Here is a 13,979-nt window from a genome sequence, read left to right on the forward strand (position 1 = left end):
GTTACCTCTTGCGTAATACGTAAACCCGCCACATGGCGTAGAGCGGAATAAAGTCCAGTTGTTCCTGAATCCGAAAACCTGCTTCCTCGAACTCCTTTTCCACCGTAGCGGCCGGTAACACAAAGCGATTCTGATACTCGCGTTTGTCACGGTTGCGCTCGGCTCGCTGGCGTTTCCAGGCTTTGAAATTGCCATCAACCCACAGCGAAACGATCACACTGTCCCGGGTAACGCGCTCGAATTCGCGCAGAATCGCCCGGCGATGCTCGGCTTCACCGATGTGGTGGAGCAGACGCATGCAGAAAATGCTGTCGACGGCGTTGTCAGGCAAGGCAATATCGAAGGCAGAGGTGTGCAAGGGTTGTACCCGTTTCACCACATCGGCCGGTTGCGACTGCATTGCCGTCTTGATCATCGATTCGGAATTGTCCGCGCCGATAATCACCCGGTTGGCCTTTTCGCCCAACAAGGGCCAGAAACGCCCGGCACCGCAAGGCAGATCCAGCACCAGTCCCGGTTCACCCACCGACGCCAGCGCCTTGCGGGCCAGCTGTTCGTCACGCCAGTGGGAGAGACGACGTCCAAGGCTTTCTTTGTGCTTGCGCAGGTATTTCTGCGCGTGTTGATCGTCGTACTTCTCGGAAAAATCGAGTTTGATCGGACCGGCCATCACCTGGACTCCTGAATTGCTGATGTCACCACCTTAAGGAGCGGCGTGTCAGCGTCAGGTCATCCATTTGTGAAAAAAATGTCCGGTAAACAGACAAATTATTACAGCGTTATACAGGAATTAGACAGGAAGGAGGGAGTAGCATCGAGCCACTCCGTGCGTCAGATTTTGCCCAGATCCACCTCGAAGCGGCAGCCATTGGGTTCCATCGTGCTCAGGCTGACAGTCCAGCCCTGGTTCTCGCAGATCCGCTGCACCAGCGACAATCCCAACCCCAGGCCTTCGCCACGCTTTTCGCTGCCACGCACGAAAGGTTCGAACATGGCTTCGCGTTTTTCTTCCGGAATGCCGACACCGGAGTCTTCCACCACAAAGCCGTTGGCCGTGAGTGTCAGGCGAATGAAGCCGTTCTCGGTGTAGTGACAAGCGTTGCGCAACAGGTTGCCCATCACCGCGGTCAACAACGTTGCGTTGTAGCACGTGGTCGGCGGATTTCCTGGTTCGAACTGCAAGGTCAGCCTTTTGCTTTCGATCGGCTCACGCCACACGCACAACAAGCTGTCCGCGACTTGGGCGAGATTCTGTTGCGGCGCCGAACCAGCATCTTCGCGTTGAGAGCGGGCGAGCATCAGGAAGGTCTGCACCAGCTCGCGCATTTCCTCACTGGCCCGGGCAATGCGCTCGACCTGACTGCGCCCACGCTGATCGATGGCCGGGTTTTCCATCAGCAGCTCACAGGAGCTGGCCAATACCATCAACGGCGTGCGCAACTCGTGACTGACATCGCTGGTGAACAATCTTTCACGTGTCAGCGCCTGACGCAGACGCCCCAGCGTGGCATCGAACGCCACCGCCAGTTCGCCTACTTCGTCTGCCGCGTAATCCGGTGCCAGCGGCGGCGCCAGACCAAGCAACTGATCGCGATGGCGTACCTGCCGGGCCAGGCGCACCACCGGCGCCATTACCTTGCGCGCCAGCACCCAACCGAGGAAAACCGCCAGGGCCAGGCTGAGCACAAAGCCGACCAGCACCACGGCAAACAGCACGCGCTCGCGCTCTTCGAAATCACTTTGATCCTGCAGCAGCACATAACGCCGACCGTCGACGACCTCGACCATCGCGTGATACGACAGCTGCTCGCGGAACACTTCATGGAAACCCGAATCAAGGTGACGCAGGTCCTTGGGCAGCTCAAAATCGCCCGGCCCGCCACTGAAATAGAACAACTGGTCGGGTTCCGGGCGATGGCTCCAGTCCGAAACGTTGTCCATCAGCAGAAGCCGTTGCAGATCGCCGCCCAGCCCCGCCGAAATCAATTTTTCTTCCACCAGGTGCACGGTCGCGACGATGCCCATGGCAAAGGCCCCCGCGACCAGCGCGCTCATCAGCGCAAAGGCAATGATGATCCGCTGGGAAAGGCTTTGCTTAAACTCCATCGCGGCCCTCGGCCAAGCGATAACCGACGCCGTGCACGGTTTGCAGCAATGGCTTGGCAAACGGTTTATCGATCACCTGACGCAATTGGTGGACGTGGCTGCGCAGGCTGTCGCTGTCCGGGCAATCATCGCCCCACAGCGCTTCTTCGAGAATTTCCCGGCGCAGGACGTGCGGGCTCTTCTGCATCAACACCGCCAGCAGCTTGAGGCCGACCGGATTGAGTTTCAGCAGTTTGCCTTCGCGGGTAACCTCAAGCGTGTCGAGGTCATAGCTCAGATCACCGACCTGCAACGCCCGGCGCCCGCCACCCTGGGTCCGACGCATCACTGCTTCGACGCGCGCGGCCAGCTCGGACAAGGCGAAGGGTTTGACCAGGTAATCGTCAGCCCCGGACTTGAAACCCTGGAGACGATCGTCCAGTTGATCGCGAGCGGTCAGCATGATCACTGGCGTGTCCCGACGAGCGTCTTCACGCAGACGTTTGCACAGGGTGTAGCCATCGATGCCGGGCAACATGATGTCGAGCACGATCAGGTCGTAATGCTCGGTGGCCGCCAGGTGCAGGCCCGACAGACCGTCCTGGGCGCAATCGACGGTATAGCCTTTGAGGCCCAGATAATCGGCCAGATTGGCGAGGATATCGCGGTTGTCTTCAACCAATAGAATTCGCATGGGCACTCCTCCGTACACAGTAACGGCCGTCATGGCTCGCGCAGCTTAAGGCCATCGCCAGCTCAGAGCTAGGGCTGAAAGCCTCGTAAATCAACTCTCTCAAGCAAATTCAAACCTTAACGAGTTTTTCACTATTGGTTCACAACCTGACTACAGTGACAACGCGAGACTCTCGCGCCATTAGATATAAGGAAATGTAGACAATGGACTTTTTCAAGACGGCGCCTGTGCGCCTTCTGTTGCTGGTCACCGGTGTGTGGCTGCTGGTATTTCTCCTGACTCGAACCGTTCTGTTGCTGACTCATCTGGATGAGGCCGGCGGTGGCACGCTTTCGCTGTTTGGCATCGGCTTGCTGTATGACTTGGGGTTTCTTGCCTATGCGGCGTTGCCGATGGGCCTGTACCTGCTGCTCTGCCCGCCGGCCCTGTGGCGCCGCCGTGGCCATCGCTGGTTTCTGCAAGGGCTGCTGACCGTCAGCCTGTTCGCCATGCTGTTCGTGGCGGTGGCCGAGTGGCTGTTCTGGGACGAGTTCGGTGTGCGCTTCAACTTCATCGCGGTCGACTATCTGGTGTATTCCGACGAAGTGCTGAACAACGTGCTGGAGTCTTACCCGATCGGCACGCTGCTGAGCATTCTGGCGTTGCTGGCCGTCGCGCTCGGTTTTGCCCTGCGCAAACCGTTCAATGCCGCGCTGAATGCGCCATTGCCGCCGCTGCGTGGGCGCCTGCTCAATGCCTTGGGGCTGTTGATCATTGCCGGTCTGAGCCTGCAACTGCTCAGCCAGGATGCGCCACGTGCGCAAGGTGGCAATGCCTATCAGAACGAACTGGCCAGCAACGGCCCGTATCAGTTCTTCGCCGCGTTCCGGAACAACGAACTGGATTACACGCAGTTCTACAGCAGCCACACGCCCGAGGTGGTCGCCCGACAGATTCGCGCCGAACTGAGCGAGCCCAACGCGCGCTTCATGGGTCAGGACCCACAGGACATCCGCCGGATGATCGACAATCCCGGCACTGCGCGTACACCCAACATCGTCCTGGTCACCATCGAAAGCCTCAGCGCCAAATACCTGGGCAGTAACGGCGACAAACGCGACCTGACGCCCAATCTGGATGCGCTGCGTAAACAGAGCCTGTATTTCAGCAATTTCTACGCCACCGGCACCCGCACCGACCGCGGCCTGGAAGCCATCACACTGGCCATCCCACCAACCCCGGGGCGTTCGATCGTCAAGCGTATCGGTCGCGAGAGCGGTTTTGCCAGCCTTGGCCAGCAACTCAGCGCGGTGGGTTACGACAGCGTGTTCGTTTACGGTGGCCGCGGCTACTTCGACAACATGAACGCGTTCTTCAGTGGCAACGGCTATCGGGTGGTCGACCAGAGCAGCGTTGATGAAACCGAGATTCACTTCAAGAACGCCTGGGGCATGGCCGACGAGGATCTGTACAAACAGACGCTGAAGCTGGCCGATGCCGACTATGCCAAACAGCAACCGTTTCTGTTGCAGTTGATGACCACCTCCAACCATCGTCCCTACACCTACCCGGACGACCGGATCGACATCAAATCCGGTAACGGTCGCGATGGCGCGGTGAAATACACCGACTATGCGATTGGCCAGTTCCTCGACCAGGCGCGGCAAAAACCGTGGTTCGACAACACGATCTTCATCTTCGTCGCCGATCACACGGCGGGCAGCGCCGGTAAAGAAGACTTGCCGATTGCCAACTATCAAATTCCGCTGTTCATTTATGCACCGAAGCTGATCGAGCCTCGCGAGAATGGCCAACTGGCGAGCCAGATCGACCTGGCACCGACGCTGCTGGGCTTGTTGAACATGGATTACGAGTCGACGTTCTTCGGGCGCAACCTGCTACAGGACAACCCACTGCCACCACGCGTCGTGGTCGGCAACTACCAGCATCTGGGCCTGTTTGACGGCAAGGATCTGGCGATCCTCAGCCCGCGCCAAGGCTTGCGTCGGCATGACGATGCGCTGACCGAGAGCCGCGAATCGCGGGCCTCCAGCGATGATCCGTTGATCAGCCGCGCCATCACCTATTACCAAACCGCCAGTTATGGCTTCAAGCAACAGCTGCTTGCCTGGAAAGCACCCAAGGAGGGTGTTCCACAAGTCAGCGAACGTTAATTGAAACGCCCCGGGCTGATGCCCCGGGGCGTTTTCTTTTGTTCAGGATCCGACATGTCATCAAGTGTTGTACGCCCTACCCCTCGCCCGCTGAATCTGTGGCTGTATCTGGGTATTCCAATCATCGCGGCGATAAGCCTGATTCTGCTGGAAATGACCGACCTGGACATGGTGCTGGCGCGGTTGTTCTATGACCCGGTGGCCGGCGACTTCATTGGCCGCCACAGTTTTTTCCTGGAAGACATCCTGCACGATCGCGCCAAGCAGGTGGTGATCGCGTTTTCGGTGTTTGCGGTGCTGGGGTTTCTCGGCTCGTTCTTCGTCGGCAGACTGAAACCGTTCAAGCGCGAACTGGGTTGTCTGGTGCTGTCGCTGGGCCTGGCGACCTCGTTCGTCACCCCGGTCAAAGCCGTAACGGCGGTGCAGTGCCCATGGAGCCTGGAGCAATTTGGCGGCCATGAAACCTACAGCAAACTGATGGAACATCGTCCACAAACCGACAAACCCGGCCGTTGCTGGCCTGGTGGTCATGCGGCGACGGGGTTCACCTTGTTTGCGCTGTTCTTTGTCCTGCGTGATCGCCGTCCGCGTCTGGCCCGTCAGGCGTTTATCTTTGCCTTTGCGCTGGGTTCGGTGTTTTCGATCAGCCGGATGATGCAGGGTGCGCACTTCTTTTCGCACAACGTGTGGACGGCGATTTTCTGCTGGCTGATTTGCCTGGGGTCGTATTACTGGGTGCTGTATCGCCCGGCGGTGAAAACCGAGGCCGTGGTCAAGGCACAACCGGTCAGCGCCTGACATATAAATCCAATTGTGGGAGCTAGCCTGCTCGCGAATGCGGTGTGTCATTCAACATTAATGTTGGCTGAACCGACGCCTTCGCGAGCAGGCTCGCTCCCACAGGGGATTGGTGTGAAGCTGAAATTTGGGCAATAAAAAACCCCGCTGGCTTGCGCCAGCGGGGTTTTGCGTTACAGGGGTAAGGCTGGCTTACATCATGCCGCCCATGCCACCCATGCCGCCCATGTCTGGCATGCCGCCGCCTGCAGCGCCGTCTTTCTTCGGCGCGTCAGCTACAGCTGCTTCGGTGGTCAGGATCAGACCGCCGATCGACGATGCCGCTTGCAGAGCGGAACGAGTCACCTTGGTTGGGTCCAGGATGCCCATTTCGATCATGTCGCCGTATTCGCCAGTCGCAGCGTTGTAACCGAAGTTACCTTTGCCGTTCTTGACTTCGTTGACGACAACGCTTGGCTCGTCGCCGCTGTTGGCAGCGATCTGACGCAGCGGTGCTTCAACAGCGCGACGCAGCACAGCGATACCCACGTCCTGATCAGCGTTGTCGCCTTTCAGGTCAACCAGGGTTTGCAAAGCGCGGATCAGCGCAACGCCACCGCCAGGTACCACGCCTTCTTCAACGGCTGCACGGGTTGCGTGCAGGGCGTCTTCAACGCGGGCCTTCTTCTCTTTCATTTCAACTTCGGAACCAGCGCCAACCTTGATCACTGCAACGCCGCCGGACAGCTTGGCCAGACGCTCTTGCAGTTTTTCACGGTCGTAGTCCGAGGAAGTTTCAGCAACCTGAGCACGGATCTGAGCGATACGCGCCTGGATGTCGGAATCTGCACCGGCACCGTCAACGATGATGGTGTTTTCCTTGGAAATGGTCACACGCTTGGCGCTGCCCAGGTTTTCCAGGGTAGCGGCTTCCAGGCTCAGGCCGATCTCTTCGGAGATAACGGTACCGCCGGTCAAAACTGCGATGTCCTGCAGCATGGCCTTGCGACGGTCGCCGAAGCCTGGCGCCTTGACGGCTGCGACTTTGACGATGCCACGCATGTTGTTCACAACCAGAGTCGCCAGGGCTTCGCCTTCAACGTCTTCGGAAACGATCAGCAGTGGACGGCCGGCTTTGGCAACGGCTTCCAGCACTGGCAGCATTTCACGGATGTTCGAGATCTTTTTGTCGACCAGCAGGATCAGCGGGCTGTCCAGCTCGGCAACCATGGTCTCTGGCTTGTTGACGAAGTACGGGGACAGGTAGCCACGGTCGAACTGCATGCCTTCAACAACCGACAGTTCGTTTTCCAGGCCAGTGCCTTCTTCAACGGTGATCACGCCTTCTTTACCGACTTTTTCCATGGCTTCGGCAATGATGTCGCCGATGGAGTTGTCGGAGTTGGCGGAGATGGTGCCTACCTGAGCGATTGCCTTGGTGTCAGCGCATGGTTTGGACAGGTTCTTCAGCTCTTTGACGATAGCGATGGTCGCTTTGTCGATACCGCGCTTCAGGTCCATCGGGTTCATGCCGGCAGCGACGGCTTTCAGGCCTTCGTTGACGATCGACTGAGCCAGAACGGTAGCGGTGGTAGTACCGTCACCAGCGTCATCGTTGGCACGGGAGGCAACGTCTTTGACCAGCTGCGCGCCCATGTTTTCGAAGCGATCTTCGAGTTCGATTTCTTTGGCGACGGAAACGCCGTCCTTGGTGATGGTCGGAGCGCCGAAGCTCTTCTCGATGATCACGTTACGGCCTTTCGGGCCCAGGGTCGCTTTTACAGCGTCAGCCAGGACGTTGACGCCCTTGAGCATTTTTTTACGGGCGGAATCGCCAAACAGAACTTCTTTAGCAGCCATGATCGATATTCCTTAAATACTTTGTAGTAGCGGGAAAATGAACGGGGTTATCAGCCTTCGATAACAGCGAGGATTTCGTTCTCGCTCATTACCAGCAGGTCTTCGCCGTCGACTTTCACTGTGTTGCTGCCGGAGTAAGGACCGAACACAACCTTGTCGCCTTCTTTCACGGACAGTGCACGCACTTCGCCGTTTTCCAGAGCTTTGCCCGGGCCTACAGCGAGAATCACACCGTGGTTGGCTTTTTCAGCAGCCGAACCTGGCAGGACGATACCGCCAGCGGTTTTCTTTTCTTCTTCGCTGCGACGGATTACGACGCGGTCATGCAGAGGACGAAGCTTCATTGTCGATCTCTCCTAATTGTGGTTTTCATCGGCCGGTGTAGTCCCGGCGGGTTTAACAAATCCGGCCTGCGCCGGTTGCGATTCGTCGAGCGAACCGCGGAAGTCTGTCCGGTTCAAATACCGGAAACCTTTCGGTGACCGATACATAAGGGCGCATAAGCTGATTACAAGGGCGAGGCGAAAAATTTTTCACCGATGTGTTGCACAAAAGCAGCCCATAAACGAACACGGCACCCGAAGGTGCCGTGTAGATAGAGCAGTTACTTGTTGTCGCGGTGTTCGAACTCGCCTTCGATCACATCACCCTCGCGGCCCAGAGGCTGGCGCGGTGCAGGACCGCCACGGGGTTGCAGGTCATCGGCGAACGCACGCTGGCGCATGGCCTGTTCTTCAGCGCGCTGGCGCATTTTGTTCGCCAGCAATCGACGGCTGACTGGCAACAACATGACCAGACCGACCACGTCGCTGATGAAGCCCGGCAGAATCAACAAGCCACCGGCCAATGCCAGCATCAAACCTTCCAGCATGGTTTGCGCGGGCAGTTCGCCGCGGTTCAGGCTTTCACGGGCACGCAATGCAGTGGCCAGACCGGCGACGCGCAGCACGAAAATGCCGAACATCGAGCCGACAATGATCAGCAGCAGGGCCGGGAAAAACCCGATAGCCCCTGCCACTTTGACGAATACGAACAGCTCCAGCACCGGAAACAGCAGAAAGAGCAACAGAAAAGGGCGCATCAAAGTTTCCTCAACGCAAGAAATGCCTTGCAGTAAGCCTTAGATGACGTCGCCCTTTCGTGAATTCAAGCACCAGCCACCTCATTTTTTGGCCAGACCTCGGCGTGAGCCAGAGAAACCAAGGCTTCGCGCACTTGTGTCGGCGTATTACAAGGTGCCGGGAACGGCAGCCAGAACAACGCCTGACCGATGCGCAGGTGCATGCCCTCGGTGTCGATCCCGGCCAGTTGCGCCGGCACGGTTTTCGGCAGACCGGCCAGGTCGACGTAGTGCGCGATGGCTTTGGCGTGGTCGCTGTTCATGTGTTCGACCATGCTGATTTCAGCCTTGCCGGCAAACGGATTGGCCAGGGTCAGTTGGTCGACCCAGTGAATCGCGCCGAAACCGCCGATGTAGCGGTGACGTACCGGGTTCAGCACCCAGAAGTCAAAATCATGGGCCTTGTGATAGTTCTGCGAATCGGGGAAATAACGGTAGTAACGCTCGGCGGCGGCTTCGATCGCGGCAACGTCTTCGAGCTTTTGCGCCTCCGCCAGATAGGTCAGGCGACCAACGGCTTGCACATCATCTGCCTCGCGCTCGCCGACGAGCATCGAGCATTTCGGGTCTTTTTGGAGGTTGTGGGTGTGCTGGGCGATGCGGCTGATCAGGATCAGCGGCCGGCCCTGCTCGTCCAGGCAGTACGGCACCACGGAGCCAAAAGGAAAACCGGGCATCGATTTGGAGTGGGTCGACAGCACTCCACGGTATTCCTTGAGAAGCAATTCTCGGGCATTCTTCGCCACTTCAACGCTCAATTTATGACTCCTTAAATAGAATCCGTCGAAAAAACGGACAGGCGCCCGGGATCAAGTCCCAGTCACGCCGGCGGGCAACTCTCATGTGCAACCCAGCCACGGCCGGTGCAGATCGGGAGTCGCTGAAAACAAAAACGACTCAGACTGCTATCGGGGCATGCGAATGCAACTCAACGACAAAGTAATCATTATCACCGGCGGTTGCCAGGGTTTGGGCCGTTCGATGGCCGAGTATTTCGCCGGCAAAGGCGCCAAGCTCGCGTTGGTCGACCTCAATCAGGAAAAACTCGACGACGCGGTCGCGGCCTGCAAAGCCAAGGGCGTCGAGGCGCGCAGCTATCTGTGCAACGTGGCCAATGAAGAGCAGGTCGAGCACATGGTCGCCCAGGTCGCCGCCGACTTCGGCGCGATCCACGGCCTGATCAACAACGCCGGGATCCTCCGTGATGGCCTGCTGCTCAAGGTCAAGGACGGCGAAATGACCAAGATGAGCCTGGCACAGTGGCAGGCCGTCATCGACGTCAACCTGACCGGCGTGTTCCTCTGCACCCGTGAAGTGGCGGCAAAAATGGTTGAGCTGAAGACCAGCGGCGCGATCATCAATATCTCGTCGATCTCGCGTGCGGGCAACGTTGGCCAGACCAACTATTCGGCGGCCAAAGCTGGCGTGGCAGCAGCCACGGTGACTTGGGCCAAAGAGCTGGCGCGTTATGGCATTCGTGTGGCGGGTATCGCGCCGGGCTTCATCGAAACCGAGATGACCCTGGGCATGAAGCCGGAAGCGCTGGAGAAGATGACTTCGGGGATCCCGCTCAAGCGCATGGGCAAGCCGGAAGAGATCGCCCATTCGGCGGCGTACATCTTCGAAAACGACTACTACACCGGGCGGATTCTGGAGATGGATGGCGGGCTGCGCATCTAACCCCCACTACAAAACCAAATGTGGGAGCGACGGTGCGACGATTCGACCTGCTCGCGAATGCGGTGGATCAGCCAACTAATGAGTTGAATGACACTCCGCTTTCGCGAGCAGGTCGAATCGTCGCACCGTCGCTCCCACAGTTTTGCCCGGCGTTTACAGATAGATTTAATCGTCGCTGATGGTGATGTTCGGCATCGCCGGGGTAGCCGCTTCCTGCAACACAATCCGCGCGCCGACATGGCGGGCCAGTTCCTGATAGACCATGGCAATCTGGCTGTCCGGCTCAGCAATCACCGTTGGCTTGCCGCCATCGGCCTGCTCGCGAATCAGCATCGACAGCGGCAGCGAAGCCAGCAGTTCGACGCCGTACTGAGTCGCCAGCTTCTCACCACCGCCCTCACCGAACAGATGCTCGGCATGCCCGCAGTTCGAGCAGATGTGCACGGCCATGTTTTCCACCACGCCCAGCACCGGAATGTTGACCTTGCGGAACATTTCCACGCCTTTGCGCGCGTCGAGCAAAGCCAGATCCTGTGGTGTGGTGACGATTACCGCGCCAGCCACCGGGACTTTCTGCGCCAGGGTCAGCTGGATATCGCCGGTGCCGGGCGGCATGTCGATGACCAGATAATCCAGATCGCCCCACGCGGTTTGCGTGACCAATTGCAGCAACGCCCCGGAAACCATCGGCCCACGCCAGACCATCGGCGTGTTGTCGTCGGTCAGGAACGCCATCGACATGACTTCCACGCCGTGCGCCTTGAGCGGCACAAACCACTTCTGATCCTTGACCTCCGGGCGGGTGCGCTCGGGAATGCCGAACATGATGCCTTGGCTCGGGCCGTAGATATCGGCGTCGAGAATGCCGACCTTGGCGCCTTCACGGGCCAGGGCCAGGGCGAGGTTGGCGGCGGTGGTCGACTTGCCCACACCGCCCTTGCCGGATGCCACGGCGACCACGTTCTTGACGTTGGCCAGCCCGGGAATCTGCGCCTGGGCCTTGTGCGCGGCAATCACCGTGTTGACCTCGACCTTGGCGATTACCACGCCGTCGAGGTTTTCGATGGCCAGTTGCAGCAATTGCGCCCAGCCGCTCTTGAACAGACCGGCGGCGTATCCGATTTCCAGCTGCACGTTGACGCGGTCACCGACGATCTCGATGTGCTTCACGCAACCGGCGCTGACCGGATCCTGGTTCAGGTAAGGGTCGGTGTATTGGCTGAGGACGGCTTCCACCGCTGCGCGAGTGACGGCGCTCATGGGCAACTCCGATAACAAGACTGGGAATAGATGCCGGGTATCGTACCTGAAAAAGATCGCAGCCTTCGGCAGCTCCTGCAGGAGATCGACGTACATCTGCAGGAGCTGCCGCAGGCTGGGATTTTTTCCGTCTGCTCATCCAATGAAACAGGCGCACAGGGTGAAAAATATGCGCCAGCGCTTTATAGTGGCCGACCTCCGTTTCATCAAGTAGCGAAGCCCCACATGTCCGAACCACGCAAGATCCTCGTCACCAGCGCCCTGCCCTACGCCAACGGTTCGATTCACCTTGGCCATATGCTGGAATATATCCAGACCGATATGTGGGTGCGCTTCCAGAAGCATCGCGGCAACCAGTGCATTTATGTCTGCGCCGACGACGCCCACGGTTCGGCGATCATGCTGCGCGCGGAAAAGGAAGGCATCACCCCGGAACAACTGATCGCCAATGTACAGGCTGAACACAGCGCCGACTTTGCCGAGTTCCTGGTCGATTTCGACAACTTCCACTCTACTCACGCCGAAGAAAACCGTGAGCTGTCGAGCCAGATCTACATCAAGCTGCGTGACGCCGGGCACATTGCCCAGCGCTCGATCACCCAGTATTTCGACCCGGAAAAGAAAATGTTCCTGGCCGACCGCTTCATCAAGGGCACCTGCCCGAAATGCGGCACTGAAGACCAGTACGGCGACAACTGCGAAAAATGCGGTGCAACCTACGCTCCAACCGATCTGAAGGATCCGAAGTCGGCGATCTCCGGCGCCACGCCGGTGCTCAAGGATTCCCAGCATTTCTTCTTCAAACTGCCAGACTTTCAGCAAATGCTGCAGACCTGGACCCGCAGCGGCACACTGCAAGACGCCGTGGCCAACAAGATCGCCGAATGGCTGGACGCCGGCCTGCAGCAGTGGGACATCTCCCGCGATGCGCCGTACTTCGGTTTCGAGATTCCGGGTGAGCCGGGCAAGTATTTCTACGTGTGGCTGGACGCGCCGATCGGTTACATGGCCAGCTTCAAGAACCTTTGCGACCGCACGCCGGATCTGGATTTCGACGCGTTCTGGGCCAAGGATTCCACCGCCGAGCTGTACCACTTCATCGGCAAGGACATCGTCAACTTCCACGCGCTGTTCTGGCCAGCGATGCTTGAAGGCGCCGGCTACCGCAAGCCGACCGGCATCAACGTGCACGGCTACCTGACCGTCAACGGCCAGAAAATGTCCAAGTCGCGCGGCACCTTCATCAAGGCCCGTACGTATCTGGATCACCTGTCGCCGGAATACCTGCGCTACTACTACGCGGCCAAGCTGGGCCGTGGCGTCGATGACCTCGACCTGAACCTCGAAGACTTCGTGCAGAAGGTCAACTCCGATCTGGTCGGCAAAGTGGTCAACATCGCCAGCCGATGCGCCGGTTTCATTCAAAAAGGCAACGCTGGCCTGCTGGTCGACCAAAACGCTGCACCAGAGCTGACCGAGGCTTTCCTCGCTGCAGCGCCAAGCATTGCCGATGCTTATGAAGCCCGCGACTTCGCCCGCGCCATGCGTGAAACCATGGCCCTGGCTGACCGCGCCAATGCCTGGATCGCCGACAAGGCCCCGTGGTCGTTGAATAAACAGGAAGGCAAGCAGGATGAAGTCCAGGCGATCTGCGCCACCGGCATCAACCTGTTCCGCCAACTGGTGATCTTCCTCAAACCGGTGTTGCCGTTGCTGGCCGCCGATGCCGAGGCGTTCCTCAACGTCGCCCCGCTGACCTGGAACGACCACACCACGCTGCTGGCCAATCATCAGTTGAACGAATTCAAACCGTTGATGACCCGCATCGACCCGGTAAAAGTGCAAGCCATGAGCGACGCCTCGAAAGAAGACCTGACCGCCAGCCAGACCGACACTGGCGCCGCCGCCCCGGCCGGCAACGGCGAACTGGCCAAGGATCCGCTGTCGCCGGAAATCGACTTCGACGCCTTTGCCGCGATCGACCTGCGCGTCGCACTGATCGTCAAAGCCGAACACGTCGAAGGTGCTGACAAGCTGCTGCGCCTGACCCTGGACATCGGTGACGAGCAACGCAACGTGTTCTCCGGGATCAAGAGCGCGTACCCGGATCCGTCGAAACTCGACGGGCGCCTGACCATGATGATCGCCAACCTCAAGCCACGGAAAATGAAGTTCGGCATCTCCGAAGGCATGGTGATGGCCGCCGGTCCTGGCGGTGAAGAAATCTACCTGCTGAGCCCGGACAGCGGCGCCAAGCCGGGTCAACGCATCAAGTAAGGCTCTGCAACAAATCGATCCCACCGGCGTGCCCCGCATGCCGGTGGGATTTTTCATATCTGGCCCACCCTGC

At 58.9% G+C, this 13,979-nt stretch carries 12 protein-coding genes and 1 pseudogene; 4 read left to right on the top strand and 9 right to left on the bottom strand.

Annotated features, from left to right (window positions below):
- Position 1 precedes the first annotated feature (1 nt).
- From BMY54_RS06975 to colR, 3 genes are all read right to left on the bottom strand, one after another.
- A complete protein-coding gene (locus BMY54_RS06975; protein ID WP_093430559.1) occupies positions 2–670 on the bottom strand; it encodes a class I SAM-dependent methyltransferase in 669 nt (222 codons plus the stop codon).
- Positions 671–831: 161 nt separating this feature from the next.
- Positions 832–2,106, bottom strand: coding sequence for a sensor histidine kinase (locus BMY54_RS06980; protein ID WP_093430560.1), 1,275 nt, complete (start codon positions 2,104–2,106; stop codon positions 832–834).
- A complete protein-coding gene (gene colR, locus BMY54_RS06985) occupies positions 2,096–2,779 on the bottom strand; it encodes a two-component system response regulator ColR (RefSeq protein WP_041068401.1) in 684 nt (227 codons plus the stop codon). Before colR ends, BMY54_RS06980 begins: the two co-directional genes overlap by 11 nt.
- Before the next feature lie 203 nt (positions 2,780–2,982).
- Between colR and BMY54_RS06990 the strand changes: the two genes are divergently transcribed.
- Both BMY54_RS06990 and BMY54_RS06995 read left to right on the top strand, forming a co-directional pair.
- Positions 2,983–4,932 (top strand): LTA synthase family protein, encoded by a 1,950-nt coding sequence (locus BMY54_RS06990; protein WP_093430561.1) that lies wholly within the window; start codon positions 2,983–2,985, stop codon positions 4,930–4,932.
- Positions 4,933–4,986: 54 nt separating this feature from the next.
- A complete protein-coding gene (locus BMY54_RS06995) occupies positions 4,987–5,730 on the top strand; it encodes a phosphatase PAP2 family protein (protein WP_093430562.1) in 744 nt (247 codons plus the stop codon).
- Positions 5,731–5,758: 28 nt separating this feature from the next.
- Here BMY54_RS06995 and BMY54_RS31275 read toward each other — a convergent pair.
- From BMY54_RS31275 to BMY54_RS07015, 5 genes and pseudogenes are all read right to left on the bottom strand, one after another.
- A pseudogene (locus tag BMY54_RS31275) lies at positions 5,759–5,866 on the bottom strand (metal ABC transporter ATP-binding protein); the annotation flags it as partial.
- 56 nt (positions 5,867–5,922) lie between these two features.
- Complete coding sequence (gene groL / locus BMY54_RS07000; RefSeq protein WP_093430563.1) at positions 5,923–7,569, bottom strand: chaperonin GroEL; 1,647 nt, start codon at positions 7,567–7,569, stop codon at positions 5,923–5,925.
- Positions 7,570–7,619: 50 nt separating this feature from the next.
- Entirely contained in the window at positions 7,620–7,913 is a 294-nt protein-coding gene (locus BMY54_RS07005) for a co-chaperone GroES (RefSeq protein ID WP_007916610.1), read from the bottom strand.
- A gap of 260 nt (positions 7,914–8,173) precedes the next feature.
- Positions 8,174–8,650 (bottom strand): FxsA family protein, encoded by a 477-nt coding sequence (locus BMY54_RS07010; RefSeq protein WP_093430564.1) that lies wholly within the window; start codon positions 8,648–8,650, stop codon positions 8,174–8,176.
- Positions 8,651–8,715: 65 nt separating this feature from the next.
- Complete coding sequence (locus BMY54_RS07015) at positions 8,716–9,447, bottom strand: HugZ family pyridoxamine 5'-phosphate oxidase (protein WP_093430565.1); 732 nt, start codon at positions 9,445–9,447, stop codon at positions 8,716–8,718.
- Between the two features lie 163 nt (positions 9,448–9,610).
- Here BMY54_RS07015 and BMY54_RS07020 point away from each other — a divergent pair, with 163 nt between their 5' ends.
- Positions 9,611–10,369, top strand: a complete 759-nt coding sequence (locus BMY54_RS07020) for an SDR family oxidoreductase (RefSeq protein WP_064391936.1) — start codon at positions 9,611–9,613, stop codon at positions 10,367–10,369.
- Positions 10,370–10,534: 165 nt separating this feature from the next.
- Here BMY54_RS07020 and apbC read toward each other — a convergent pair whose 3' ends face one another.
- A complete protein-coding gene (gene apbC / locus BMY54_RS07025; RefSeq protein WP_093430566.1) occupies positions 10,535–11,629 on the bottom strand; it encodes an iron-sulfur cluster carrier protein ApbC in 1,095 nt (364 codons plus the stop codon).
- 225 nt (positions 11,630–11,854) lie between these two features.
- Here apbC and metG point away from each other — a divergent pair, with 225 nt between their 5' ends.
- Positions 11,855–13,906, top strand: a complete 2,052-nt coding sequence (gene metG / locus BMY54_RS07030) for a methionine--tRNA ligase (RefSeq protein ID WP_093430567.1) — start codon at positions 11,855–11,857, stop codon at positions 13,904–13,906.
- Positions 13,907–13,979 lie beyond the last annotated feature (73 nt).

Origin of the sequence: Pseudomonas sp. ok266 (genome assembly GCF_900110195.1) — a bacterium.
In the GTDB taxonomy this organism is placed as follows: domain Bacteria; phylum Pseudomonadota; class Gammaproteobacteria; order Pseudomonadales; family Pseudomonadaceae; genus Aquipseudomonas; species Aquipseudomonas neuropathica.